Here is a 26732-nt window from a genome sequence, read left to right on the forward strand (position 1 = left end):
CTATAATAGTAAAAACGCGGTTGTTACACCTGCACCAATTGCGAAAGATGTAACGATTGCTTCTAAAAATTTTGCTGTAAACATGAGCATGTGGCGACCAAATAAGTCTTGAATTGCGGTGGTGATTAGAACACCGGGGACGATAGGCATGACTGCAGCGGTGATGGTGGCTCCAATATTTGGACTGCCTAACCAATGATTGAGCGGAATGGCGATAAGTCCAATGGTGATGGCGCCTAAAAAGTCAGGAATGAAGAGTGTCAGTTGCTTACTTTTCATCCATTCTGTCACAAAATAACCTAATGCACCTGCTAAAACAGCTGGAAAAACATCAATCCAAAAAGCACCTTGTAAATATGAAAAGCCTAGCGAAATCATGCCAGCAAATAGCATTTTATGTCCTAAAGCGTAACGTGGTTGTTTTTGTTCGATTTCTTTTAATATGTTATATGCACGATCAAAGTCAATCGCGTGCTGTGCGATTTGTCTCGAAATATGATTGACTAAATAAACGTTTCTTAAGTTAGTATCATTTTTCTTAATTTTAACCATGCGTGTATCATGATCAGGTGACAAAGAAAAATTAATAAAAATATTGAGTGCATAACCTTGGGCCTCATCATAGCCATAGCTTTGTGCAATGCGATTCATTGTATCTTCTACACGTGTGGCTTCCGCACCACATTCAAGCAGAATAAGTCCTGCTAAAATGACTAAGTTTGTGACTTCTCGATCAGAAGGTGTAATTTGGGTCATCCATGTCACCTGCTTTTTTATCTGTCATAAGTTAACTCCTATCCTAGGTCAAAGTAATGATTTAACGATCTGCAAAAGTCTAAATGGTGTTAATCTCTTAATATTGTGAAAATAAAAGTCAGCGACAGCAAAGTGTTTAATTGAGCTGAGGCTGATTGGAAAGCATCCTTTTGATATAGACCGATTATAGCACAAGAGAAGTTGAAATAAATATCGAGTTTGTTAAAGAATGAAGCGGCCATTAAAAATAGAGAAAACAAATTTTAAAGATACAGGGAGTCGTGCATTTGACTGTCATAAAAAAGCTGAGACGTGACAACGTCTCAGCTTTAAAAAGTACACGAAATGAAAGGTGAACGATGATGGGATACAAGGCGTATCCGTGCCACATTCATCTCGTTATTATTAAGCTTATATTATTGAATCGCCATTAAAGTATTAATGCCTTCTTTATCTAAATGGTGGCCGACAAAGAAACTACCAAATTCACCATAGCGTGCTGTTGTTTCATCAAAACGCATTTCATAAACAATTTTTTTGAATTGTAGTACATCATCAGAAAATAACGTTACGCCCCATTCGAAATCATCGAATCCAACAGAACCCGTAATAAATTGCTTGATTTTACCGGCATATTTGCGACCAATTAAACCATGATTGTACATTAACTTTTTACGCTCTTCCATAGATAACATATACCAGTTATATGTTTCGTTACGACGTTTGTTCATAGGGTAGAAACAAATATATTGTTTATGCGGTAATTCTGGATATAATCGCGCTTTAACATGTGGATTTTCATAAGGATCCTCCTCTGAATCACCACCTAAATAATTACTCAACTCTACCACTGAAACATATGAATATGTAGGAATAAAATGGTCAGCGATGGCTAACTTATTAATCTCGTTTTCAATTTCAGTTAAATCCTTCATTTCTGGACGTAAAAACCATAATAATAAATCAGCCTTTTGTCCTGTTACATTGTAAATCACTTGATCGCCACTATGATCTGACTTCGCTTGATCAAAACGATCGAGTAATTGATGGAAAGCAGTAACCATTTCTTCACGATCCGCCTCCGGAACCAAACGCCAAGAAGCCCAATCTATCGCATAAAATAAATGCAAACTGTACCAACCATCTAAAGTCTCTGCTGCATGACTCATTCAGAACACTCCTTAGAAATAGAATTATAATTAAATTTTATCATAAAGGGAGCAGGACAGAAATCTATTTGATTTCGTCGTCCTGCCCCGGCAAAGATGACTAGGGTTGCGCAAAGCTTGATAAAGCGAAGGCGCAATCGAGCCATCTACTGCGCTCACTAGAGTTTATGAAAAAATAAACATGCAGGACAGAAATAGATTTGACTAGGTCGCCTCATCCCTAGATTTACAAGCGAGTGGCATGGAAATCTACGTTTAAATAACGTATAATAATAGGTGGAAATTATTGAGAAGGAAAGCAGAGGAGGACAACGATGTCTAGTTTATTAGATGTTTTAAAAGACAAACTTTCTGGTAAAAATGTGCGTATCGTATTACCAGAAGGTGAAGATGAGCGTGTATTAACAGCAGCTGTAGAATTGCAAGGTTCTGATTATGTCACACCAATCGTTTTAGGGGATGTAGACAAAATTAATGCATTAGCAGCTGACAAATCTTTAAATATTGAAGGCTTAAAAGTTATTCACCCTGAAAACAGTGACTTAAAAGCTGAATTAGTTGAGAAATTTGTGGAAAGACGTAAAGGTAAAGCAACTGAAGAACAAGCGCAATCGTTCTTAAACGATGTGAACTACTTCGGTACAATGCTTGTTTACGCAGGTTATGCAGATGGATTAGTGAGCGGTGCAGCACATTCGACTGCAGATACAGTACGCCCTGCACTTCAAATCATTAAAACAAAACCAGGTGTATCTAAAACTTCTGGTGTGTTCTTTATGATTAAAGAAGATCAACAATTTATTTTTGGTGATTGTGCCATCAATCCAGAATTAGGCGCATCAGATTTAGCAGAAATCGCGGTTGAAAGTGCCAAAACAGCACAAAGCTTTGGTATGGATCCTCGCGTAGCTATGTTAAGTTTTTCAACAAAAGGTTCAGCAAAATCAGATGATACAGAAAAAGTTGTAGAAGCTGTTCAACTTGCTCAAGAAAAAATAGCTTCTGAAGGACTTTCTAACGTTGTTATTGATGGCGAATTCCAATTCGATGCTGCAATCGTACCAGAAGTTGCGAAGAAAAAAGCACCAGGTGCACAAATTCAAGGTGATGCAAATGTATTCTTATTCCCAAGCTTAGAAGCAGGTAATATTGGTTATAAAATTGCTCAACGTTTAGGTGGCTACGATGCAGTAGGACCTGTACTTCAAGGACTTAATTCACCAGTAAACGATTTATCACGCGGCTGTTCAACTGAAGACGTTTATAATTTATCTATTATTACTGCTGCACAAAGTTTACAATAATGGACTTAACATCAAAGTATTTTAATGACCACACATGGCGCTATGTTGACCATTCTTCTGGTTTAGCGCCTATGCAATCATTTGCTTTTGATGATACGTTTTCGGAAAGTGTGGGCAAAGATTTATCTCCGAATGTAGTAAGAACATGGGTTCATCAACATACAGTGATTTTAGGTATTCACGATTCGCGACTCCCTCATTTGCAAGACGGTATTCGTTATTTGACAGATACACGCGGTTATAATGCGATTGTCCGTAATTCAGGTGGTTTAGGTGTTGTTTTAGATCAGGGTGTATTAAATATTTCACTGATGTTTAAAGGTAAAACGGAAACCTCTATCGATGAAGCTTTTACAGTGATGTACTTATTAATTAGCAAAATGTTTGAAGACGAAAATGTAGACATAGATACACACGAAATTCAACATTCTTATTGCCCAGGTAAGTTTGATTTGAGTATCAATAATAAAAAGTTTGCTGGCATCTCACAACGGCGTGTACGGGGTGGAATAGCTGTGCAAATTTATCTTTGTGTTGAAGGCTCAGGCAGTGAACGTGCTGAATTAATGCGTGCATTTTACGAACATGCGCTTCAAGGTGAGAAGACAAAGTTTACGTATCCAAGCATTGAGCCAGATTGTATGGCATCTTTGGAAGAACTTTTAGGTCATTCTTTAACTGTACAAGAGGTCATGTTTAAATTGCTTTATGCGATTAAAGATTTGGGCGGTACACTGAATATGGATCCGATTACTTCATTTGAATGGGAGCGCTATGAAGGGTATTATGAACGAATGTTAGCGCGTAACGCGAAAATGAATGCAAAAATGGAATAAATAGTGCTGTATTGATTCAAATGATCGATATTAATGAGACATAGTGAGAGTTCGATCTCCGAAAAGTTTTAAATAAAATAAAAGCAGTAACTGACTGGATTGCACATATGCTTAAAGCAGGCTTTACTCAATTCTAGTCATTTTTGCTGGAGTGGAACAACGAAATTAAACCGATTTCTGTTCCACTCCTTTTTTATGGGAACTTTAACGTTGGGCGAAGGACGGTCTTAATAAAGTTTTTTAAGTGGCGTATAAATAGGGGTTGACGTTCAATATCTCTAAAGATTTGTAACTTGAAAAATATTGAAAAAAGAGTAAAATGGATAGAGCTAAAAAATTGAGAGGTGGGACGCTAAAGTGAAAAATAAATTCATGGTTTGCGATGATTGCCAAGCGGTTAACATTAAAACATTGACGCAAAAGCTTAAAAAGTTAGACCCTGAAGCGGAAATTGAAGTGGGCTGTCAATCATATTGCGGACCAGGAAGACGTAAAACTTTTGCGTTTGTGAACAATCGACCACTCGCTGCGCAAACTGAGGAAGAATTGATGGAAAAGGTGACGAAACAACTTCAAAAACCAAGAGATCCAGAGGAAGAAGAACGTCTCAGAAAGCGTAATGAGGAGCGTAAGCGTCGAAAAGAAGAACAAGATCGTAAGCTGAAAGAAAAACTCGCTAAACGTCAATAAGCGATTAAATCATTGAATTGATTCAAAATAAATAAGAGAGAAATGGCAACAGGCATGTACGGATACAAAGTTGTTTTATGGTGTGGCGTACCTAGAAATAATGATGTCATTTTAAATCCTTAAAAAGGTTAAGACGTGATGGTGTCTTAGCCTTTTTTTATGAGTTATTGCCGGTTTTGAAAATGTTGTCCACATGCAAGATAAAGGAATTCATGCATATTTAGCGCTTTACATGGGAATAGTATTCATACATTCAAAAAAGTAAAAGGGATGATATTTTATGATTACGGTGCTATTCGGGGGAAGTCGAGATCACGGCAATACGGCTGCACTGGTTAAAGAAGCATTAAACGGGCACGACCATGAATGGATTAATTTGACAAAATTAAAGTTTAATCCAGTGAGAGATGTCAGACATCAACATGAAACGATACTGGATTACAATGATGACTATCAAGAAGTCATTGATAAAGTACTACAAAGCGATGAAGTGATATTTGCTTCACCGGTTTATTGGTACAGTGTGAGTGCGACATTAAAATCATTTATTGACCATTGGTCGGAAACATTACAAGATCCGCGTTACGTTGATTTTAAAGAAAAAATGGCGAAAATCAACTTTAGATTAATTATTGTGGGTGGCGATAGCCCTAGAATTAAAGCGCTACCTTGTGTGCAACAGATTGAATATAGTTTGCAGTATTTAGGTGCACACTTACAAGATTATTTAATTGGCTATGCAGAACGTCCTGGTGATATTCGTGATGATAACTATGCAATGAAAGAGGCAAAGCGTTGGAACCAGTTTTACGCGTGACGAAATAAATATTTTCAATCCTATTTAATTGTGCATTTATGGTATAATAGTATGTATTCTATAATGCAAGTAAGGAGCGAAATTTTGAATGTATGAAGTAAGAATTGCTACACCTGATGATGTCATTGGTATCCGCGATGTTACGACCAAAGCGTGGTACAATACGTATTTGAATATTTATGCGGCTTCCACTGTGAACGAATTACTCGCGGCTTCATATAACGAAGAGCATTTGCGTAAAAGATTAGAAGACCAACTCTTTATTGTCGCAATTGAAGATAAAGAAGTAGTAGGTTTCGCTAACTTTATACAAGGAAGCGAACTTTATTTATCAGCGCATTATGTGCGTCCACATTCACAAAATAAAGGTTATGGACGTTTATTGTTAGAAAAAGGACTTTCGCACTACGATGGTCAATATGATGCTGTCTACCTTGAAGTCGATACGCAAAATGAAAAAGGTGTCGCATTTTATGAACAAGAAGGCTTTGAAGTATTACGTACATATGAACATGTGATGTATGGTGAAACGATGCATCTCGCCCTTATGAAAAAAAGACTGAGATAAAATTGCGATTAAGGAGGATTTTCGATTGACGAAATCAACTTATGCAGCACGTAAATTACCAGAAGAAAAAGTTTTCAAAGATCCGATTCATCGCTATATACACGTACAAGATCAATTGATTTGGGATTTAATCAAAACGAAAGAATTCCAGAGGTTACGCCGAATTAAACAGCTCGGTACACTCAATTTAGCATTTCATACTGCTGAACATAGCCGTTTTGGTCACTCACTTGGCGTTTATGAGATTGTTCGACGCATGATTGACGAATCGTTTAGAGGACGGCCAGAGTGGGATGATGCAGATCGACCACTAGCGATGTGCGCGGCCTTGTTACACGACTTAGGACATGGGCCATTTTCCCATAGTTTTGAAAAAATATTTGATACAGACCATGAAGCATATACTCAGGCGATTATTGTAGGAGACACGGAAGTCAATAAGGTACTGAAACGTGTCAGTGATACTTTTCCAAATGAAGTCGCCGAAGTGATTAATAAAACGCATGACAATAAGTTAGTTATTTCAATGATTTCATCACAAATTGATGCAGATCGAATGGATTACTTACAACGAGATGCTTATTTCACGGGTGTGTCTTATGGTATGTTTGATATGGAGCGCATTTTAAGATTGATGCGACCTTCGAAAGATGAGGTACTGATTAAAGAGAGCGGAATGCATGCCGTTGAAAATTTTATTATGAGTCGTTATCAAATGTATTGGCAAATCTACTTTCACCCTGTAAGTCGGGGTGGAGAGGTTTTACTTAATCATTGTTTTAAACGCGCGAAATACTTATATGAACAAGGCTACGCTTTTAAAATCTCTCCAAGAGATTTTGTGCCTTTTTTTGAGAATAGAGCAACAGTTGAAGAATATATTAAATTAGATGAAACAGATGTTACATATTACTTAAAAGAATGGATGGAAGAAACCGATCCGATTTTAAGTGATTTGTCGCGTCGCTTTATTAATCGTGATTTATTTAAATATCTACCATTTGATGGTTCAATCATTACGATTACTGAGTTGCGCGATTTATTTCAACAGGCAGGTATCGACCCTGACTATTATTTTGTCAGTGATTCATTTTCAGACTTACCTTATGATTATGACCGACCTGGATCTAATAGACAACCGATACATTTATTACAAAATAATGGTAGTATTCGAGAAATCAGTAGCCAATCGCTCATTATTTCAAGTATTACAGGCATTAAACGTGAAGACTATAAGCTCTATTATCCTAAAGAGCTCATTATTAATATTGAAGATCTCGAGATAAAAAGTACTATTATTAATCTTTTGAATGAGTTAAATTAATCAATTAGTGATTGAGTGAACCATGCGTCTTGCCCATATGAAAGGGCACAAAAGATCATGTTGCCGTTAAGGATAGGATTGGGCATTCGCTTTGAATGAGGCGTGTCTTACTTCTTATCATTCTTACTGATTGGGAAGACGTCTTTCAAATCAATTTTTATTCTTCACTTGTATTTGAGAGATTATGTTTGATGGAGGGACATGCAATGGCGGAGAAAAAAGGCTTTAATTTTAATATTATTAAAAAAGACCCGCTAGATGGTCATAAAGGAACGAATTTAGGTTCCATTAGTTTAGATAATGTGGCACCTGTTTTTATAGATATCGAAGCACAAGAAGCGTTTATAGATATTGGTGCGATGCATGCACGTGCTAAAGTAGAGCGTGGTGTGAAATGGATAACAGACAAGGAAGTTGTTGATGTTGATGGCGCAAAAGCCTATTGGTTATGTTGGGTCACAACAGAAAGAGGCGAGCAAGGACCCTATTACGCTGGCGTGACTGCAGCTTATATGCTTGTTAATAAGTCGATTCGTCGGGGATATAAAAGTATGCCTGAACATGTGAATATGATGGATAAATCGATGAAGCACAAAGTCATTGTCGACCATATTGGTGCAGACAATCGTAAAGTCCTCGCTGAATTTTTAAAATCGCATCATCCTGAAATGTGGCGCAACTCAGATGTGACGTTGCATCAAGCGTTGAACGATGAAGCAAACTAACATTTTCCAGAAAAAGGGAGCCGGACATGATGTCTTGCTCTCTTTTCTTTATTGTATTGTGTGATATAATGGCTTGTATTATTCTATAAAGTAAGGTGAATGACACTGTGGAACATAATATCAAAGTTGATGTGCGTCAAATTGTAAAAAAAGATGGAGAGAAGGACATTTTCTCCCATCAAACGACTGGGCAATGGTTGAAAAAAGATGCAGACTTCATTCGATATCATGAAAAAGTGGATGACGCTGCTGTAAATGTGACCGTGAAATTAGCGGATGACAGTATCAAGATTATTCGTAAAGGTGATATCAATATGACACTTCATTTTGTTGAAGGTCAAGATACGACCACGTTTTATGAGTTTCCGCATGGTAAAATGGTATTAACCGTCCACACAATGAGTATATTACATTTTGTGAGCGAAAATGGTGGGAAACTTAAAGTGTATTACGCCTTATTTCAAGGAAATGAACAAATTGGAAAATATCAATACGAAATTAAATATAAGGAGATATAAGATGAATATTATCGATCAAGTTAAAGACACTTTAGTTCAAGAAATTAAAAATAGTATTCAACAAGCGCAAATCGTGGACACAATTCCTGATATTAAAATTGAAATCCCAAAAGATAGTAAAAACGGGGATTACTCAACAAATATCGCTATGGTTTTAACAAAATTAGCAAAGCGCAATCCGAGAGAAATTGCGCAACTTATTGTTGACCATTTAGATACGGAAGCGGCACATGTAAAATCTATCGATATCGCTGGACCAGGGTTTATTAATTTTTATTTAGACCCAAGTTATCTCAATGTTGTGATTGATCAAGCGTTAGAACAAGATCTCGCATTTGGTCGTGTAGCTGAACCTAAAAACGAAAAGATTCTAGTTGAATATGTATCAGCCAATCCTACTGGGGATTTACATATTGGGCACGCACGTAACGCTGCAGTCGGGGATACGTTAAGTAATGTACTTGATGCAGCCGGCTATGACGTAACACGTGAATATTATATTAATGATGCAGGTAATCAAATTACAAACCTAGCCAAATCTATTGAAGCACGCTATTTACAACAATTAGGACATGATGCGGAAATGCCACAAGATGGTTACCACGGTCAAGACATTAAAAACATAGGTGCAGATTTAGCAGAAAAACAACCGCATCTAGTTGATTTATCAGAAGATGAACGTTTAAAAACGTTTAGAAAACTAGGTGTAGATTATGAAATGGAAAAATTAAAGCAAGATCTTGCTGATTTTAATACGCATTTTGATCATTGGTTTAGTGAAACATCACTCTATGAGAAAAATGAAATTAAAGCGGTTCTCGCTAAAATGGATGAATTAGGCTACACATATGAAAAAGATGGCGCAACGTGGTTACGTACGACTGATTTTAAAGACGATAAAGATCGTGTATTAATCAAAAAAGATGGTACTTATACGTACTTCTTACCTGATATTGCGTATCATTATGATAAAATTCAACGCGGCAATCAAAAACTAATCAACTTGTTCGGTGCAGATCATCATGGCTATATTAATCGTCTGAAAGCTTCATTAGAGACATTTGGCGTTGACAGTAATCGTTTAGAAATACAAATTATGCAAATGGTACGTTTAATGCAAGATGGTGAAGAAGTCAAAATGAGTAAACGTACAGGTAATGCCATTACACTACGAGAAATTATGGACGAAGTCGGTGTAGATGCAGCGCGTTATTTCTTAACAATGCGTAGCCCAGACACGCATTTTGACTTTGATATGGCGCTTGCAAAAGAGCAATCACAAGATAACCCTGTTTATTATGCACAATACGCACATGCACGTATTTGCTCTATCTTAAGACAAGCAAAAGCACAAGGTTATCAAGTAGAAAAAGGTGCAGATTATCAAACAATCACAAATGAAAAAGCGATTGAATTATTAAAGAAAATCGCTGAATTTGAACCGATGATTGAAAGTGCAGCAGAAGCGAGAGCCCCTCATCGTGTGACAAATTATATTCAAGATTTAGCTGCGCATTTCCATAAATTTTATAACGCAGAAAAAGTATTAACAGAAGATGATGCAAAAACTCAGGCACACATCGCATTAGTTGATGCAGTGCGTATCACATTACGAAATGCATTACATTTAGTTGGTGTTTCTGCACCAGAACAAATGTAAAATTAGTTTGTAAATCATAAAATTAAAAGTAAATTAAGGTAGAAATCTAGCAAATGAAGCATAGATTTCTGCCTTCTTTTTGGTTATTCAATCTTCGAATATGCATGAAAATTGATTTTGGGGCATGGGCTGACTGCGACAGGGCTTCAAATTTTACATTATTTATTATAGAAAATAATTTTTATGAACCATTAAACTTTAGAAAATGATAAGATATATGAAATAATTAAAATAGGAGTGAAACCATGAGGGGGAAAAGTTTTATAAGCACCTTACTACTCATTGTAGTTGTGCTTGCTGGCTGTAATTTTAATGCAAATCAATCTAAGGATACGGGAAAATCAACGAGTAGAGTACCAGAGCGCATTATTTCTTTGATGCCTAGTAACACAGAGGTATTATATGCATTAGGCATCGGTGATAAAGTTACCGGCGTTTCTACAGTGGATGATTATCCAAAGGAAGTAAAGCAAAAAGAAAAATTTGATGCGATGCATTTAAATAAAGAAGCTTTGATTAAAGCGCAACCAGATTTAATCTTAGCGCATGAATCTCAAAAAGCGACACAAGGAAAAGTGTTAAAAGATATGAGTGAAAGTGGTATTAAAGTGGCATATGTAAAAGATGCCCAATCAATTAATGAAATGTATGAATCATTTGAACAAATTGGAAAACTTACAGGTAGAGAAAAACAAGCAAAATCTTTAATCGATGAGACAAAAGCAAATATCAAGAAAGTAACAGATAGTGTTCCAAAACAGAAAAAAGAGCCTAAAGTATTTATTGAAATTGCTTCAGAACCAGAAATTTATACCGCTGGAAAAGGCACATTTATGAATGACATGCTTAAACAACTGCACGCTAAAAATGTATTTGATAATACAGAAGGATGGCCGAAAGTGAGTAAAGAGCAAATTATAAAGAAAAACCCTGATGTCATGGTGTCGACTGCAGGCGTCTCAACAAAGGACTATCAACAAAGCGTGAAACAACGTGGTGGTTTTGAACAAATTCGCGCAGTGAAAAAAGAGAGCGTCGTGGCTTTAAACGATGATATGTTGTCTCGACCTGGACCACGCTTAGATGATGCCATGAAATTGTTAAGAGATGCCATATATGAAAAATAAGGCCTTGCGTGGCTTAATCAGTATAATGCTTTGGATAATTGCACTGATTGTTGTCTGTGCGTATGGCCTTCTTAGCCAAATTGAATGGGGGAGTCCGTTGGCGGCAACATTGATATTAGAGGTCAGACTCCCACGCATATTATTAGCACTTTTATCAGGTATGGGTTTAACTTTAGCGGGGCAAATGTTTCAAATCATTTTGAACAATCCACTGGCAGACAGTTTTACGCTAGGGCTGGCAAATGGTGCGACAGTGGGTGCAGCATGCGCTGTTCTTTTAGGCCTATCTTTTAGTTGGATTGCCCCGTTTGCGATGATAATGGGGATGGTCTCACTTTTCATTGTGATTGCTGTCGCATATTTCATAACACGCGGTTATCCCACGCGTTCACTGATTCTAGCCGGAATATTAATTGGTTCTCTACTAAACGCGATATTATTTTTAATGGTGCAATTTAATCCTACAAAATTACGAAATATTGTGGCGTACATGTTCGGTGGATTTTCTGCTTCAGAATATCGAGAGGTCACCTATGTAAGTATTGTCTTAGCCCTAACATTAGGTGCAATATTGATATGTCTTCCTAAAATTAAGCTATTACAAATGAATACGTTATCGAGTGCTGCTTTAGGTCTTCACGTCGAACGTTTATCAATCGTCGTTTTATTATTGGCGACGGCGATTTCAACCGTTATTATAGGTTTTGTTGGCGTCATAGGATTTATTGGCATGGTGATTCCTCAATTTGTACAACGTATCAGTCAACAATCCCTTACGATTAAATTGTTGCTTAATCTCGTGATTGGGGGAACCGTGATGGTATTAGCCGACGTCTTAGGTGCGCAATTGCTTGCGCCGATTCAAATACCAGCAAGTATTGTATTGGCAATAATAGGTATTCCTTTAATGTTTTATCTCATGATAGTTGAACGGCGATAGGCAATTGACTATGATAGAGTTATGTAATTTTCAAGAATGACAATGAGGGGAAATCAATGGACTTAACACAAATTAAAGCAATAATATTTGATTTAGAAGGTACTTTATTGGATCGTAAAAAGTCTCGCGATAAATTTATCGAAGAACAGTATGAGCGATTTCATGATTACTTAGTACGTGTACAGGCCTCGGATTTTCGTAAAAAATTCATTGAATTAGATGACGATGAAGACCATGATAAACCGGACTTATACAAAGAAATTATTAAGCAGTTCAACGTTGATCGATTAAGTTGGAAGGACTTATTTCATGACTTTGAAATGCATTTTTATCGTTATGTGTTCCCATTTTACGACACGAACTATACGCTAGAAAGATTGAAAGCAGCGGGATATAAGATTGGCGTTATTGCAAATGGTAAATCTAAAATAAAACAGTATCGTGTTTATGCACTGGGTATTGAAGAATACGTCAATCATTTATCCACTTCAGAAACGGTCGGCTTCCGCAAACCACACCCACGTATTTATGAAGATATTTTAGAAAAGTTAGATGTTCAACCTGAAGAGGTTATCTATGTCGGGGATGACGCATTAAACGATGTTGCGCCGGCGCATGCGATGGGAATGGTGAGTGTTTGGTATCGTCATGAAGGACAAGAAGATGAAGTCGTCCCTCTAGATTCAGAGATGGATTATGAAATCACAACACTTGAAGAGTTGTTAGATATTTTAAATGTAAAGCGGGAGGCTGAAAAGTAATGGAACTATTTAGGACATCTGATGGTACGGCATTAAATTATCGCTCAATGGGTAAAGGTTATCCTATCGTCATGATACATTCGATATATATGAACCATACGGTTTTTGAAGACATTGCCACACGATTGGCACGTTATTTTCAAGTTATATTAATCGATTTACGTGGACATGGTTATTCCGATAAACCGTTGGCGATTGATTTTCATGAATATAGTCAAGATATAAAAGAGCTCATGGACTTTCTTTATATTGAAAGTGCGACAGTAATAGGAAATGAGTTGGGCAGCACGGTCGCGTTAGATCTGACTTTGAGTGCGTCAAATAAAGTTTCTGAGTTAATACTGATTAATCCTACTGTCGATGATACTTTGTTACCACATGAGCGATTATTCCGCAAATACGCAGAAACAATTCGAACATGTAATGAATCTGAGCAAGAAAAGTTTTTAGAGAAGCATTTATATCATGCTAAAGGAAAAGTACGTAAATTTCTTAAAAATGTGAATGATTCTGAGGCGCTATTAACAGATTATGAAAAAACAGCTGTTGATCATTCATTTACGGAAAATGGATTGGAAAAGATTTTACCTGAAATTCATGTGAGAACGCTCATTATTGCAGGTCAGGCAAATGAACGCGTGACACCGAATGAGTCAAAGCATGTTGCTGAGTTAATGCCAAATGCGACATATGAATTATTCAATAAGTCAGGTGTTTACCCATTTGTAGAAGAAAAAGAAAAATTTCTTAAACAAGTCAAAGATTTTATGCAAAGAACAACGCATCATATGGAGTTGTAATATTTTTGTAATCAAATCGTTATTTTATGATGATTACGGGTATGGATAACTAAAGATAACGGCATAAAAAAAGGAGTGTGCGCTTTATGAAAAAGCTAGTCAGTGCAATACTTATCGCATGTGTGACATTGTTGACTACGTACACAGGAACAGCAAACGCAATGACAGGAAACGATTTGGAGTCAGTTAAAGCATTACAAAATGGTGATCAAACAATTGAAGGGGTAACGATTGGTCAAAGTTTGAAGGATGTTTTTCGTGAAAAAGGAAAAGGGATTCATACGCAACAAGCCTATGGACACGATCATTATTATGAGTATCATACTAAAAAAGGGCTCATGATTGTAACTACAAATGGACAAAGCGAGCAGTCTAAAGTAAAAAGAATTAGTATGAGTTACCAAGCGCTCAACGGACCAAGTTATGAGGATGTAAAAAAAGAAGTTAGCCAAAAAGCGATTACACGTGCACATTATAATTCTGTAACAGGAAATAATGGTTACGTGGTAGATGGTAAAGTATCTTATCAATTTGCATCTGAAAATCCAAAAGATCAGCACTTAAAACTTTATCGCATTGATTTAGAAGCTTAATCGTAAAAGGTATCCTTTAAAGATGTCTTTTGTACATGACCTTGCCGGGGCGGGGCAATGAAATCAAAATGATTTCTGCCTCGTTCCTTTTTATTTTATAGACTTTGTAATCAATATTATTTTTGAGCATAACGATCAAAAGGACAGTAACTCAAATAAGACTTCACTAAATTGTTGGTGGCGTATACGTTAGGTTTCTAATATAATATGATTATGTATTAAGTGAGACGGAGGATTATATGAGAGTCAATAATCGTACTTTGCTAGAGAATGTAGAAGATTATTTGAAGCATAAAGGTGTTTCTCCGCATTTGATTGATGATGTAAAAGAAAATTTAAGGAAAGATATTCAAAAATCAGAAGCGGAAGATAAAGATTACATTGAGTATCGCCAGAAATCACCTGCTGAAATTATATTAATTATTCAAAAGAATTTGTTTACACTACAGTTTAATCCAGTGGTGTTTTTTATTATCAATTTTATCTTGATTTCATATCTATATGACAAACAGCTCGTTGCATTTGGTGCGGCAACAGGCTTATCACTAGTTTATATTTTAATTATTTTACCCATTTCAATTATTATTTATATGCGTATCATGCATAAAAATTATTTATATCGCAATAAATTCGAAAGTTATATCGGCGTCGTTTTAGCACTCGTTGCGTTTGTTTTAATTATGATGAATGCCTTCGATTTTAATTTAGGTATTCATGTCGTTACACAATATGCACATATGGCTGTAGCTTTTATTGGGTTAATAATTATGGGTATAGGCCTGTATTTAAAACATCTTGAGTACACTGGTATCGGTTTACTATTACTGCAAAAGACGATTGATGTTATTATTTCTGATGGACAAGCAGCACAATTAATCTCCATAGCGATATGGGTGATGATTCTCGTCTTGATTATTTTTTACACCATTGAATTATCATCAAGAACGAAATCATAAGATTCACATATTTAACGCGTATTAAATGGAAAAGATAAAATCATAAAAAGTGATTAAAAAGAGTGAGTAAAACAATGAACGTGACGGTTCATTCGCTTTATTCACTTTTTTTAAAACGAGGACTGTGTGAAGCTTCATTTAAATTAAGTGGTAGAAATAGATAAGCACTGCACGTAATAAAGAGAGTTGGAAAATGGAGTGTAGCAGTGCGAGATGATAGGTATCCTAAAAACCACTCATCCTAAGTACAACCATATGAGAAATGGTCGATTTTGTGAGTGGTTTTTAATTTAATTAATCTCATTTGTGTTGAGACTTTCCCCATATTAAGATGAATGATCTATGAAAAATCAGTGATGTAAATTCTTATTGCGGTCTAATATCAGTAGATTTGATTGTTTCATTCACACGTTCTAATAAAGCATTAATTTTTTCGCGTTGTTCATCATTAATCAATATAAGTACTGTACGCTCATCGTTTTCATTACGACGCTTATCGAAATAACCTTCTTGAGATAAATTTTTAACAGCTTTAACAACTTGAGGTTGTTTGTAATTCAAGTTGTTAATAATATCTTTCAAGTAGTATTCCTCTTCAATACGATAGCTTAAGTGTGTTAAAACAGCGAATTCTTCAAAACTAATTTTGAACTCCTTTTTAATCACACTTTTCAATCTATCGGCATAAGTAACCATGGATAATAATTCAAAACAATCTTTGACTCTTGTAACAGCCATTCTCATAACCTCCCATTTGTATAACCCTTAAAAGATTAACTCAAATCATAATACGCATATATGCTATAAATATCAATGAATTAATCCAGTGCTCACTTTATATTATAGCAAACAAAGTCTATCTTACACCATAATAATATGCGATTATAATTTATATTTAATTTATTTCGCGTGCAATTATTTATTACAGCATATCTAATTGGTGCAAAATTGTAAAATAAGAAAGATATCTGTAGAACAATCTTAAATGAAATGACGCTTATTCATTCTCTACAATATAACTTCTTATATAATGCTCTTATACCCACTATTCCCTTTAAATAACTAAAAATTGCAATAAAATGTAAAAAAATGATAAATATCATGTTTAACTTGGTTCTAAAATATTTGCATTTGGATTTCTAACAACTTTTTCTCCAATAAAAACACCTTTATCAATTAAAAGTTGCTCATTTATTCTATCATAATTTATTATTCGTTTAATGAATTTTCCATTTTTATTTATAACAACAGAATTACGGTCAAAAAGTGTGTCTTGGGGTAAGACGATACGTGATTGTTCGATTTGTAAAGTGAAGTGTGTACCAATAGGAAAGTTTTCAGCTGTTTTAACATTGAAAGAATAGGTGGAAAAACTGGAAGAATTATCAGAAGTGGTAGGTACTGAAGATATAGAAGTCACCGTGCCTTTGTAAGTTTTGGTATCAAAAACTTTCTTGACAGATACAGGCTGATTAACTTTGATCTTCGTATACAAATTTTCCGGAACTATAAATGATAGGTGCTGTTTTTTGGAATAAACCTCAAGTATTTTTTCATTCTGGAAACTCGGAAAATGTTTGTGCAAATGCACGATTACTTCAAAGGGAGATTTGATTGTTGTGTTTTGTTGCTCTTGGAGTTGAGCAATCTGAGCACGATAGTTTAAGGTGTTGGAATGATTTCGATTTTGTTGGATAAGATGAGAAAGAAAGTTGATTTGGTGGGCTTTAGCATCATTGTGGTAAGTGAGAAGTGGGTCATTTATTTTTACAGATTGTCCATCTACAACCTCAATTTTTTTAACTTCTCCTAACGTTGTTTGATTTACAATCACTTTTTGATAGTCCGATTGCACAATGCCATTTAACACTAAAGGCTGAGAAGCACTGGCACGCACCATTTTTAAATCAGAGTTTTCTGATTGGTTATTAAAAAATAAAAAGAATGTCATAAAAGAAAAGGGCAGCAAAATAAATAATAAGACAATACATATTAATTTTTTTGTCATCCGAGTACCTCACATCAAATAGATATTTATATTATACTGAGTTATAAATGGGATGCAAGTTGAAAAATATATAATATCAATTTTTTTATTTATATATAAATGTATATCGTAAACTTAAATGTTTTGATGAGTGCAGACTATAATTGTGCAAAATATAGATGGGATGATGACTAAAAAAGAAAATCATTAAAAATGTGTATAGAAAAATGCACAGGAACATTTAAACTAATTCATGTGCATTGAATGATTTTATCGTAATATAAAAGAATTGAAAGAAGAAAAGAAAGTGATGACATATGCAGCTACTTAATTTAAAAAACCTGAATGTTTCATTCGAAAGACAACAAAAGTGTCTAAGGATAGTGTCATATTGAGTGAACGAGGAAGGTTTGCAGATTGCACTTAAATTTGATTTAAGCACAATCCGAGTTCTTCCAGCCTGTAAAATATGTTATTAGCGTAATTGAATGAGTACAATCGCTATAATAATTACAACAAAGCCAATAAGGCGTTGGGAAGATAAACGACGCGGTGGAACACCTAATAATCCAAAATGATCAATGATCATGCCCATAATAATTTGACCTAACATGACAGTGATTAAAGTAAATGTTACGCCAATATGTGGGGTTAAAATAATATTCGTAGTAACAAAAATGACGCCAAGCGCACCTCCGATAAAATGCCACCATTTCAAAGGACCATTTGATGCATGAAATGTACTAATAGAAAATTTACGGTGAACAATTAGGGTTAATAAGATCAAAGCTAGTGATCCAACTGTAAAAGAAATGAGTGATGCGAAATAAGGGGAGTGCACACTTTGACCTAAATGACTGTTGATTGCAGTTTGGATTGGAGGTGCGAATCCAAATAAAATACCTACAATTATCCATAAAGGCGTTTGATGCGTCGTACGCACAACTTTTGAGCGCTTTTGAATATTCATTAAAATAATACCAATGAGTAATAAAAGAATACCAAAAGCCTTTAAAATGGATAACGGCTTGATGTCTACGTTAAACCAACCGAACGAGTCTATCACGACACTCATTAATATTTGACCTGCAATTGTAGTGACAACGGTGAGCGAAGCCCCAATTTTAGGGAGTAACAATAAATTGCCTGTTAAAAAGATAACCCCCATTAATCCCCCTACGTACCAATAATAATCAATTTGATAATGACGAAAAGAAGCCATCGAAAAAACATGTGGATTCATGATTAAATTAACAATGATGAGCCAAAGTGTTCCAGTCGAAAATGAAATAGCTGAAGCATAAAACGAGGAGTGCGTATAAAGACTCAATTTTGAATTGATAGAAGTTTGAATCGGGACGACACTACCTGCGATAAGCCCTAAGATAAGTAAAAGTGAAAGCATATCATGTCCATCCTTATTGTTTAATTAAGATAGTGTTATTATAGCAAAATATAATAAGATAGCACTTAAAGGGATTTATCGAATTTTAATTTCAAAAAGTTTAATATTTTAGATAAAAGAAAGTTACGATATATTTACAAACGCAAGTTATTTTGATTAAGATAGGGAGGAGTCATGAAAATTGTTGTTGAACTTAATTGTATTAATCACATGAAGGTTATTTAAGTTTAACGCATGACTGAGGCATTTATTTGAAGAATTGCATGATGTAAGAGAAAGTTGTGATAAATTTGTACGAACATGAGATCGTACGTGTCATTGATGAACAAATGTTTTTTATCAATGTAAAACCGTCAACCCAACTTCAAGAGGAACAATATGTTGAAGTTTTAAACCCTTTTAAGTCTTACAAAACGTTAGCAAGGGTTGAAGAAGTATTTGAGAAATATGCGATATGTTATAAGTTGGGGAAATATAAGATATTCTATGGTGATGAAGTGAGAATTCGACCTCATTATCAAAAGAATGACTAGAAAAGAGCCTGTCACGTTTATTTGTGACAGGCTCTCGTTATTTATTTGGTATGCGCATGGTCTTTTTATTAGAAAAGGACTGTAACGGACTTATCAATCAGTTGTGCACCTACTGCTTTTTGAATGTCGCCCCCTTTACTATCGAGTATGTTCAATTGCACAATCTTATTTGCTTGTGTTTCTACGAGTTCTTTTGTGATAGAAGTGTCTAATTTTGGAAGAGAGAGTTTAATATTCTTTTGTGATGCGTCGGAAAAAGTAATTTCTAAAGTTTTTGTATTCATTTTTGTATGCTCCTTTTTATTGAATGTATTCAGATGTTAAAACTTCGATAGTGTCATATTGTTCGCCAGTCAGTGCTTGAATGGCATTGCTAAAGGCTTTAAGTTCTTCTCGGGTTGCAGTTGGCTTAAGTTGTGTAAAACGTCTTGAATTTTTAGTTGTTTTACCCTCCGGTGTTATTGATGTTTGCGTCAGAATAAGTGTGATTTGATGGATGTTCATTTTTCTGACCTCCTTTCACTCTATATATCGAAAGGGAAAGAGAAAAAGCGCACCTTAAAAATAAAAAAATTTATGAAAATTCTTTCATGTTACTTAAATATAGTTTATCATGAAATAAGAAACATTATGAGAGGTGGAATAGCGTGAACTGTGTAGATCCTATCCGTGACAAACAAGATATTCATCGAATGTATGAATTTTTAAAGGCACATTCAATGCGTGATTATTTATTTTTTAAATTTGCTATTCATACTGGAATTAAGTTAACAGAGTTGCTTAATTTCAAAGTGTCTCAATTTCTTTCTGATAAAGGCGTCAGTATGACACGTTGGTATGAAACGGACTCAAATATACGTGTTGTTATTCCTGAACAATTACATAGAGAGTTAGAACAATACATTCAGGCAGAAGCAATCTCTGGTGATGACTTATTGTTTCGATCGAAACGTACAAATAAAGGGCTTAGTCGACAGCAAGCTTATCGTATTGTTAATAATGCGGCACACCAATTAGGAATTGAGCATATTGGTTTAACAACACTTAGAAAAACTTTTGCTTATCACGCATATAAATCTGGAATTTCAGTTTCAATCATTCAAAAATATCTTGGTCATCAAACGGCTTATGAAACAATGAAGTTTATAGGTATTTCTAAAAAGGAAATTAACACGACCATCGCTTTAAATTTATAAAAATAGAGAAAGGGAGGCGTGAAGATGTTAAGTGGATTGCTTTTATTTTTAATAGCAATAATAGTCATACTTGTCATAATGATGAAGTGGAATACAAAACAATTACCTGGTTTTGTTGCATTACTTGCTCCCCTTGTTGCATCAATAATCTTTTTAATAAACATCCCTAAGGTATTAAACAATCAACTAATCATTGAAAAGATTCAGTGGTTACCTGCTTTAGATATTAACCTCGTACTCCGCTTGGATGGATTGAGTATGTTTTTTGCCTTACTTATTTCCGTTATTGGTGTCGCTGTATTCTTTTATGCAACACAATACTTATCCTATGAACATGATCATTTACCCCGATTTTTCACATATTTAGTTTTATTTATGTTTAGTATGTTAGGAATTGTACTTTCTGATAACACGATCTTGTTATACGTTTTTTGGGAGTTAACAAGTGTGTCATCGTTCCTACTGATTAGTTATTGGTACGATAAAAGTGAGAGTCAAAACGGTGCAATTACTTCGTTTATGATTACAGTTTTAGGTGGCTTAGCCATGCTAGTCGCTTTCGTAATGTTATATTACGTGGCAGGAACGTTTTCAATTAGTGAATTAATACATCAAAGACATACGATTGCACAGCATCCTTTGTTTATCCCCATTGTATTGTTATTGTTACTCGGTGCTTTTACTAAATCAGCACAGTGGCCTTTTCATTTCTGGTTACCAAAGGCGATGGCTGCGCCTACACCCGTAAGTGCCTATCTACATTCAGCGACAATGGTAAAAGCAGGTATATTTTTACTTTTAAGATTTACACCCATTTTAGGTTTGAGTGATACTTATACTTATATTGTGACGGCTATTGGGCTTATCACTATGATATACGGTTCGTTTACCGCGATTAGACAATTTGACTTAAAAGGGATACTCGCTTATTCAACAATTAGTCAATTAGGTATGATTATGACGATGGTTGGATTAGGCGGCGGTATTGCTAAAGCGACGCAGAGTGGGATGATTGAAATCTATACTTACTTATTATGCGCAGCGCTTTTTCATCTTTTCAATCATGCATTATTTAAAGGGACATTATTTATGGGCGTAGGTTTAATCGACCATGAAACAGGTACACGTGATATCCGACAATTAGGTGGTTTAAAACGTTACCTGCCAATTACCATGGTTGTCATGTCAATGGCTGCACTTTCTATGGCAGGTGTCCCGTTATTAAACGGCTTTATTAGTAAAGAAATGTTTTTTGAAGGGTTAATTCGATCCAATCATCTGTCTGCTTTCAATCAACCGATGATGATTGCAATTGCACTTGTAGGTTTTGTTGCTAGTATCTTTACCTTTATTTATTCAATCAATATGATAAAGACGACATTTTTTGGCTCATTTCAGTTGGAAAAAGCGATACATGAACCTCGTTTGTTCATTACACCCGCGATGATAATGGCGTTTTTATTACCGATTGTATTTATTGTTCCACAGTGGGTAGGGACTTATCTTATTCAACCCGCATTTTTAAGTTCAGTTCGTTCAACCGCTTTTGCATCTGCAGTTCCACATTTATCAGCATGGCATGGGTTTAATATACCTTTACTTATGAGTTTAACGATTATCGTTGTGGGGCTTATTGTAGTATCATTCGTAGATTTACGACGCTATCTGTCTTTAAAAGAAAATCAAATGTCAGTATCACGTATGTGCAATGATTCATACCGCTCAATGGAATTTTATTGTGGATATGGACTGCGTAGTTTGATGAATAATCGTTTGAATTCTTACATTATTATTACGTTGATTATTTATTTTGTAATTCATCTCTACGGTTTGATCCGTACGGGCGTCCCAGAACTTTCACGTATCGAAGTCACTGAGTACCATATCTTTCATATACTTCTTTTAGTAACGGTAGTTCTCATTGGATTTGCGCTCATATTTATTAGACAACGTTTAACGATGGTTATTCTTACAGGCGGCATTGGTTACGTTGTGGCATTATTCTTTATTTTAATGCGTGCACCTGACTTAGCGTTAACACAACTCGTTACTGAAACGATTACGACAGTTTTATTTATCGTAAGTTTTTCAAGATTACCGAATATTCCACGTGGTAAGTTCAATATGAAAAAAGAAACCGTTAAAATCTTAGTTTCTTTACTTACTGCAATTACAGTAATCGGTATTGTTTTTATTATCCAACAAGCGAGCGCAATAGAAACAATTTCTGTTTTTTATCATGATGCTTATGAAAAATCAGGCGGTAAAAATATCGTTAATGCCATTTTAGGTGATTTCAGAGCATTAGATACACTGGCAGAAGGTTTAGTTTTAATTATTGCAGGACTCGGTATTTATACATTACTTAACTATAAAGATCGGAGAGGTCAAGATGAAAGAGAATGATTTAGTACTCAAAACCGTAACAAGAGTGGTTGTATTTATCATCTTAACATTTGGCTTTTATCTCTTCTTTGCAGGACATAATAATCCTGGAGGCGGATTTATTGCCGGCCTAGTGTTAAGTTCAGCATTTATCTTAATGTTTTTAGCATTTGATGTGAAAAAGGTATTGGAAGCTTTACCTATTGATTTTAGAAAGCTCATGATTATTGGTGCGCTTTTGTCACTCGCAACTGCAACTGTGCCCGTGTTTTTTGGTAAGAACATCCTTTATCAAGAGGATTGGCATGTGATTTTCCCTTATTTTGGTGAAGTACATTTATCGTCCGTTACATTATTTGAAGCGGGAATCGCCCTAGTTGTTGTCGGTGTGGTCGTAACGACAATACTTTCCCTGAGTGGAGGGAGATCATGAATATTATTTTATTGATTGTAATTGGATTTTTAGTCTTTATTGCTACCTATATGGTGCTATCTAAAAATTTAATTCGTATCGTTATTGGCATCGCGATTTACACGCATGCAGGCAACCTTATTATTATGAGTATGGGTGAATATACCGCACAAAAAACTGAGCCATTGATTGTGAGTGGTCATCAAAACTTTGTTGATCCATTATTACAAGCGATTGTTTTAACTGCGATTGTAATTGGATTTGCAATTACTGCATTTTTGCTTGTCTTAGTTTACCGTACTTTTAAAGTGACTAAAGAAGATGAAATCGATGTATTAACAGGAGGTGAAGAGGATGAACGATAATATTTTAGCCGTACCCATACTCTTACCACTTCTGGGGGCACTTCTTTTAGTCATTTTGAACAAGCAAGTGCGATTATCACGCTTTATTGCCCTTTTTGTGCTATTGATATCATTTATCGTCTCACTCGTGATGTTAATTGACGTGTACAATCATAAGCCGATTGTTTTGAATTTCGGTAATTGGGAAGCACCGTTTGGTATTCAATATGTCGGCGATGCATTGAGTTTAATACTCGTTACGACAACATTTTTAGTCGTGTTTATGATTGTCGCTTTTGGTTTTGGACGCGGTGAAAAGCGTGCAAGTCGATATTATTTATTATCTTTCGTCTTATTTTTAACAACCGGTGTCGTGGGCTCCTTTCTGACTTCGGATTTGTTTAACTTATATGTCATGTTCGAAATCATGCTTCTTGCTTCATTCGTGTTAGTGACATTAGGACAATCTGTAGAGCAATTGCGTGCGAGTATTATATATGTCGTTCTCAATGTAATAGGTTCATGGTTTTTCCTGATAGGGATTGGCCTTTTATATCGTCAAATCGGTACCTTAAATTACACGCATATCGCGATAAGAATTCATGAAATGGATGATCCAACGGCAATTCACTTAGTGGCGATGTCATTTATTGTCGCTTTCGGATCAAAAGCAGCCCTTGTTTTATTTATGTGGCTTCCAAAGGCATATGCCGTGCTCAATACAGAACTTGCAGCCCTATTTGCATCGTTAATGACAAAAGTTGGCGCATATGCTTTGATTCGGTTCTTTACGTTAATTTTCAATAAAAGTGGTGAAATTGTCGAACCACTATTAATTGTTATGGCAGGTCTCACAATGATAATTGGAGCCATTGGGACGATTGCGTATCGAGATATTAAAAAGATTGCCGCTTACCAAGTTGTATTATCTATCGGATATATCATTTTTGGTTTAGGTACGCATACATTTAATGGAATTAATGGCGCAATTTTTTACTTAGTAAACGATATCGTTGTAAAAGCGTTACTGTTTTTCATTATAGGTATTATGGTTTACACAACGGGTTACCGCCAATATCGTTACTTAACAGGATTAGCCAAAAAAGAGCCATGGCTAGGCGTGGCTTTTATTATTGTGACATTAGCTATTGGAGGAGTGCCACCATTCAGTGGATTTCCTGGGAAATTACTTATTTTTATCGGTGCAGTTGAACATCAACATTATGTCGGCTTAGCGTTGATGATTATCACAAGTTTGATAGGGATGTATAGTTTATTCCGAGTCTTCTTTTATATGTATGCAGGAAATCGTAATAAAGGTGCAGAAATTCAATTTAAGCCTATCAAGTCAAATAGAAAGTCTATCGTTTTATTTATGACTGCACTCACATTAGCGATAGGTCTTTGCGCACCGGTGATATACCAAGTTACAGCACAAGCAACGGATTTATCCATGAATATCCAAAAATATGAAAAAATGGTTAATCCTGGATTGCGAGGTGGCAGTTAAATGAGACAAATTGCATTGAATATGATGATAGCCATCCTATGGGTGCTGTTCCAAGATGAAGATGCTTTTCGTTTTCCAACATTTGTGATTGGTTATTTAATAGGTATTGTCATTATTTATTTACTTCATAAATTTTTTAATCAAGAATTCTATCCTAAAAAGATTTGGGTGTCGATTAAATTTTTATTCACGTATCTCTATCAACTATTGACTGCAACATTCTCCATAATCAATTATGTATTATTTAAAGCGAATAAAATGGATCCTGGTATAGTAACTTATGAGACGCAGCTCGATACAGATTGGGAAATTACGTTTTTAACAATTTTAGTGATTATTACGCCGGGATCGACTGTTATTCGTGTGAATCGTGAACCTAACATCTTTTTAATTCACGCTATTGATACGACTGAAAAAGAAAAGAAAAATTTATTGAAAAGTATTAAAAAATACGAAGAACTCATTGTGGAGGTGACGAAATGATAACTGAATTAACGCAATTCTTCTTGTCGAGTGCATTAGTTATCTTTGCTGTGTCATTAGTTGTCGTATTGTTTCGTTTGATTGAAGGACCTACAACAGCAGACCGTGTCGTCGCATTTGACGCAATGAGTGCAATTTTAATGTCAACAGTAGGGGTTCTGAGTCTTTTATTCGAAACATTTTCATTTTTAGATTCTGTACTGTTGATCGCTATTATTTCTTTTTTAAGTTCTGTTACGATTTCTCGCTTTATTGAAGGGGGGAATGTATTTCATGGCGATGACAAATGAAATCATCCAATTGTTAGCAGCTCTCCTTGTATTTGCAGGAAGTATTATTGCGCTTATAAGTGCAATTGGTTTAGTTCGCTTTAAAGACGTCTTTTTACGAATTCATGCAGCCACAAAAGCTTCGACGGCAGCAGTTTTATTGACACTGGTGGGTGTATTTATTTATTTTATCTTTGCGCAAGGTTATGTCAGTGTTCGTACGATTTTAGCATTGGTCTTTATTAATATTACTTCACCCGTTGGCGGTCATTTAATCTCGCGTGCCGCTTATCGAACAGGTGCTTATATGTATCAAAAACATGAAAATCATGAAAATACAGATCTGAATAAAGAAGATGTAGATGAGGAGACGAAGCGTCGAATTCGAATAGAAAAAAGAGCGAAACGACGCAAAAGAATATACTCTCGCTTAGATAAAGACTAATTTTGAAAATTGATATTGAATCATATCATTTTTATAATTTCTAAATAAGTTTTTAATAGTTCCTTTAGCTAACTTAGTTATTAATACGATTTTTAGGATTTTGAGAAGTTTATCAAGCGAACTTCATTATTTAAAATAATAAAAAAGCGTGAACCAATGGTGATGAATTGGTCACGCTTTTTTATATGATGCATATTTCTATTGATGCATCAATGGGGT

Annotated in this window: 31 protein-coding genes; 24 read left to right on the plus strand and 7 right to left on the minus strand. The window is 35.3% G+C overall.

The window, feature by feature from the left end; all coding sequences use genetic code 11:
* Together HMPREF1208_RS00400 and hemQ are read right to left on the minus strand one after the other, a co-directional pair.
* A complete protein-coding gene (locus tag HMPREF1208_RS00400) occupies window positions 1-756 on the minus strand; it encodes a threonine/serine exporter family protein (RefSeq protein ID WP_016424348.1) in 756 nt (251 codons plus the stop codon).
* Window positions 757-1172: 416 nt separating this feature from the next.
* Window positions 1173-1925 (minus strand): hydrogen peroxide-dependent heme synthase, encoded by a 753-nt coding sequence (hemQ, locus tag HMPREF1208_RS00405; RefSeq protein ID WP_016424349.1) that lies wholly within the window; start codon window positions 1923-1925, stop codon window positions 1173-1175.
* Between the two features lie 314 nt (window positions 1926-2239).
* On the opposite strand from hemQ, the gene pta reads away from it, so the two are divergent.
* The 15 genes from pta (at window position 2240) to HMPREF1208_RS00480 (ending at window position 15544) form a co-directional block, all read left to right on the plus strand.
* Window positions 2240-3229, plus strand: coding sequence for a phosphate acetyltransferase (gene pta / locus HMPREF1208_RS00410; protein WP_016424350.1), 990 nt, complete (start codon window positions 2240-2242; stop codon window positions 3227-3229).
* Window positions 3229-4065: a lipoate--protein ligase family protein gene (locus HMPREF1208_RS00415; RefSeq protein ID WP_016424351.1), complete on the plus strand. Its 837-nt coding sequence runs from the start codon at window positions 3229-3231 to the stop codon at window positions 4063-4065. Before pta ends, HMPREF1208_RS00415 begins: the two co-directional genes overlap by 1 nt.
* Window positions 4066-4422: 357 nt before the next feature.
* Window positions 4423-4755: a DUF1450 domain-containing protein gene (locus HMPREF1208_RS00420; RefSeq protein WP_016424352.1), complete on the plus strand. Its 333-nt coding sequence runs from the start codon at window positions 4423-4425 to the stop codon at window positions 4753-4755.
* Window positions 4756-5035: 280 nt separating this feature from the next.
* Complete coding sequence (locus HMPREF1208_RS00425) at window positions 5036-5572, plus strand: flavodoxin family protein (protein ID WP_016424353.1); 537 nt, start codon at window positions 5036-5038, stop codon at window positions 5570-5572.
* A gap of 88 nt (window positions 5573-5660) precedes the next feature.
* Window positions 5661-6140, plus strand: a complete 480-nt coding sequence (locus tag HMPREF1208_RS00430; protein WP_016424354.1) for a GNAT family N-acetyltransferase — start codon at window positions 5661-5663, stop codon at window positions 6138-6140.
* 25 nt (window positions 6141-6165) lie between these two features.
* Window positions 6166-7464, plus strand: coding sequence for an HD domain-containing protein (locus HMPREF1208_RS00435; protein ID WP_016424355.1), 1299 nt, complete (start codon window positions 6166-6168; stop codon window positions 7462-7464).
* A 206-nt stretch (window positions 7465-7670) separates the two neighbouring features.
* Window positions 7671-8189, plus strand: a complete 519-nt coding sequence (locus tag HMPREF1208_RS00440) for a YwhD family protein (RefSeq protein ID WP_016424356.1) — start codon at window positions 7671-7673, stop codon at window positions 8187-8189.
* 107 nt (window positions 8190-8296) lie between these two features.
* On the plus strand, window positions 8297-8707 hold the full coding sequence (locus tag HMPREF1208_RS00445; RefSeq protein ID WP_016424357.1) for a DUF1934 domain-containing protein: 411 nt from the start codon (window positions 8297-8299) through the stop codon (window positions 8705-8707).
* Window position 8708: 1 nt separating this feature from the next.
* A complete protein-coding gene (gene argS, locus HMPREF1208_RS00450; RefSeq protein ID WP_016424358.1) occupies window positions 8709-10367 on the plus strand; it encodes an arginine--tRNA ligase in 1659 nt (552 codons plus the stop codon).
* Window positions 10368-10612: 245 nt separating this feature from the next.
* Complete coding sequence (locus HMPREF1208_RS00455; protein ID WP_016424359.1) at window positions 10613-11494, plus strand: ABC transporter substrate-binding protein; 882 nt, start codon at window positions 10613-10615, stop codon at window positions 11492-11494.
* The gene (locus tag HMPREF1208_RS00460) at window positions 11484-12434 is read left to right on the plus strand and encodes a FecCD family ABC transporter permease (protein ID WP_016424360.1); all 951 of its coding nucleotides are present in this window, start codon (window positions 11484-11486) and stop codon (window positions 12432-12434) included. The genes HMPREF1208_RS00455 and HMPREF1208_RS00460 overlap by 11 nt, the downstream gene beginning before the upstream one ends.
* 56 nt (window positions 12435-12490) lie before the next feature.
* The gene (locus HMPREF1208_RS00465) at window positions 12491-13195 is read left to right on the plus strand and encodes an HAD family hydrolase (protein WP_016424361.1); all 705 of its coding nucleotides are present in this window, start codon (window positions 12491-12493) and stop codon (window positions 13193-13195) included.
* Window positions 13195-13995, plus strand: a complete 801-nt coding sequence (locus HMPREF1208_RS00470) for an alpha/beta fold hydrolase (RefSeq protein WP_016424362.1) — start codon at window positions 13195-13197, stop codon at window positions 13993-13995. Before HMPREF1208_RS00465 ends, HMPREF1208_RS00470 begins: the two co-directional genes overlap by 1 nt.
* A gap of 86 nt (window positions 13996-14081) precedes the next feature.
* Window positions 14082-14588, plus strand: a complete 507-nt coding sequence (locus tag HMPREF1208_RS00475; protein WP_016424363.1) for an SA0570 family protein — start codon at window positions 14082-14084, stop codon at window positions 14586-14588.
* A gap of 239 nt (window positions 14589-14827) precedes the next feature.
* Window positions 14828-15544, plus strand: a complete 717-nt coding sequence (locus tag HMPREF1208_RS00480) for a hypothetical protein (protein ID WP_016424364.1) — start codon at window positions 14828-14830, stop codon at window positions 15542-15544.
* Between the two features lie 366 nt (window positions 15545-15910).
* On the opposite strand, the gene sarA is transcribed toward HMPREF1208_RS00480, so the two are convergent.
* From sarA to HMPREF1208_RS00495, 3 genes are all read right to left on the minus strand, one after another.
* Complete coding sequence (sarA, locus tag HMPREF1208_RS00485; RefSeq protein WP_016424365.1) at window positions 15911-16282, minus strand: global transcriptional regulator SarA; 372 nt, start codon at window positions 16280-16282, stop codon at window positions 15911-15913.
* Window positions 16283-16649: 367 nt separating this feature from the next.
* Window positions 16650-17552 (minus strand): hypothetical protein, encoded by a 903-nt coding sequence (locus tag HMPREF1208_RS00490; RefSeq protein WP_016424366.1) that lies wholly within the window; start codon window positions 17550-17552, stop codon window positions 16650-16652.
* 454 nt (window positions 17553-18006) lie between these two features.
* Window positions 18007-18936, minus strand: a complete 930-nt coding sequence (locus HMPREF1208_RS00495) for a DMT family transporter (RefSeq protein WP_016424367.1) — start codon at window positions 18934-18936, stop codon at window positions 18007-18009.
* Between the two features lie 281 nt (window positions 18937-19217).
* Here HMPREF1208_RS00495 and HMPREF1208_RS00500 point away from each other — a divergent pair, with 281 nt between their 5' ends.
* Window positions 19218-19469: a hypothetical protein gene (locus HMPREF1208_RS00500; protein WP_016424368.1), complete on the plus strand. Its 252-nt coding sequence runs from the start codon at window positions 19218-19220 to the stop codon at window positions 19467-19469.
* A 68-nt stretch (window positions 19470-19537) separates the two neighbouring features.
* Here the strand turns inward: HMPREF1208_RS00500 and HMPREF1208_RS00505 are convergent, their stop codons facing one another.
* Together HMPREF1208_RS00505 and sroA are read right to left on the minus strand one after the other, a co-directional pair.
* Window positions 19538-19753 (minus strand): DUF2922 domain-containing protein, encoded by a 216-nt coding sequence (locus HMPREF1208_RS00505; RefSeq protein ID WP_016424369.1) that lies wholly within the window; start codon window positions 19751-19753, stop codon window positions 19538-19540.
* 16 nt (window positions 19754-19769) lie between these two features.
* On the minus strand, window positions 19770-19973 hold the full coding sequence (gene sroA / locus HMPREF1208_RS00510) for a sigS mRNA-stabilizing protein SroA (protein WP_016424370.1): 204 nt from the start codon (window positions 19971-19973) through the stop codon (window positions 19770-19772).
* A 143-nt stretch (window positions 19974-20116) separates the two neighbouring features.
* Between sroA and HMPREF1208_RS00515 the strand changes: the two genes are divergently transcribed.
* From HMPREF1208_RS00515 to HMPREF1208_RS00550, 8 genes are read left to right on the plus strand one after another with little or no spacing between them, the layout of a single operon-like run.
* Window positions 20117-20665: a tyrosine-type recombinase/integrase gene (locus HMPREF1208_RS00515; RefSeq protein WP_016424371.1), complete on the plus strand. Its 549-nt coding sequence runs from the start codon at window positions 20117-20119 to the stop codon at window positions 20663-20665.
* 24 nt (window positions 20666-20689) lie between these two features.
* The gene (locus HMPREF1208_RS00520) at window positions 20690-23071 is read left to right on the plus strand and encodes a DUF4040 family protein (protein WP_016424372.1); all 2382 of its coding nucleotides are present in this window, start codon (window positions 20690-20692) and stop codon (window positions 23069-23071) included.
* Entirely contained in the window at window positions 23058-23483 is a 426-nt protein-coding gene (locus HMPREF1208_RS00525) for a monovalent cation/H+ antiporter subunit B (protein ID WP_016424373.1), read from the plus strand. The genes HMPREF1208_RS00520 and HMPREF1208_RS00525 overlap by 14 nt, the downstream gene beginning before the upstream one ends.
* On the plus strand, window positions 23480-23827 hold the full coding sequence (gene mnhC2, locus HMPREF1208_RS00530; RefSeq protein WP_016424374.1) for a Na+/H+ antiporter Mnh2 subunit C: 348 nt from the start codon (window positions 23480-23482) through the stop codon (window positions 23825-23827). Before HMPREF1208_RS00525 ends, mnhC2 begins: the two co-directional genes overlap by 4 nt.
* Window positions 23817-25316: a Na+/H+ antiporter subunit D gene (locus HMPREF1208_RS00535; protein WP_016424375.1), complete on the plus strand. Its 1500-nt coding sequence runs from the start codon at window positions 23817-23819 to the stop codon at window positions 25314-25316. Before mnhC2 ends, HMPREF1208_RS00535 begins: the two co-directional genes overlap by 11 nt.
* A complete protein-coding gene (locus tag HMPREF1208_RS00540) occupies window positions 25317-25799 on the plus strand; it encodes a Na+/H+ antiporter subunit E (RefSeq protein WP_016424376.1) in 483 nt (160 codons plus the stop codon).
* Window positions 25796-26089 (plus strand): monovalent cation/H+ antiporter complex subunit F, encoded by a 294-nt coding sequence (locus HMPREF1208_RS00545; RefSeq protein WP_016424377.1) that lies wholly within the window; start codon window positions 25796-25798, stop codon window positions 26087-26089. The genes HMPREF1208_RS00540 and HMPREF1208_RS00545 overlap by 4 nt, the downstream gene beginning before the upstream one ends.
* Window positions 26073-26513, plus strand: a complete 441-nt coding sequence (locus HMPREF1208_RS00550; protein WP_016424378.1) for a Na+/H+ antiporter subunit G — start codon at window positions 26073-26075, stop codon at window positions 26511-26513. The genes HMPREF1208_RS00545 and HMPREF1208_RS00550 overlap by 17 nt, the downstream gene beginning before the upstream one ends.
* Window positions 26514-26732 lie beyond the last annotated feature (219 nt).

Source organism: Staphylococcus sp. HGB0015, from assembly GCF_000411275.1.
Taxonomy (GTDB): domain Bacteria; phylum Bacillota; class Bacilli; order Staphylococcales; family Staphylococcaceae; genus Staphylococcus; species Staphylococcus schleiferi.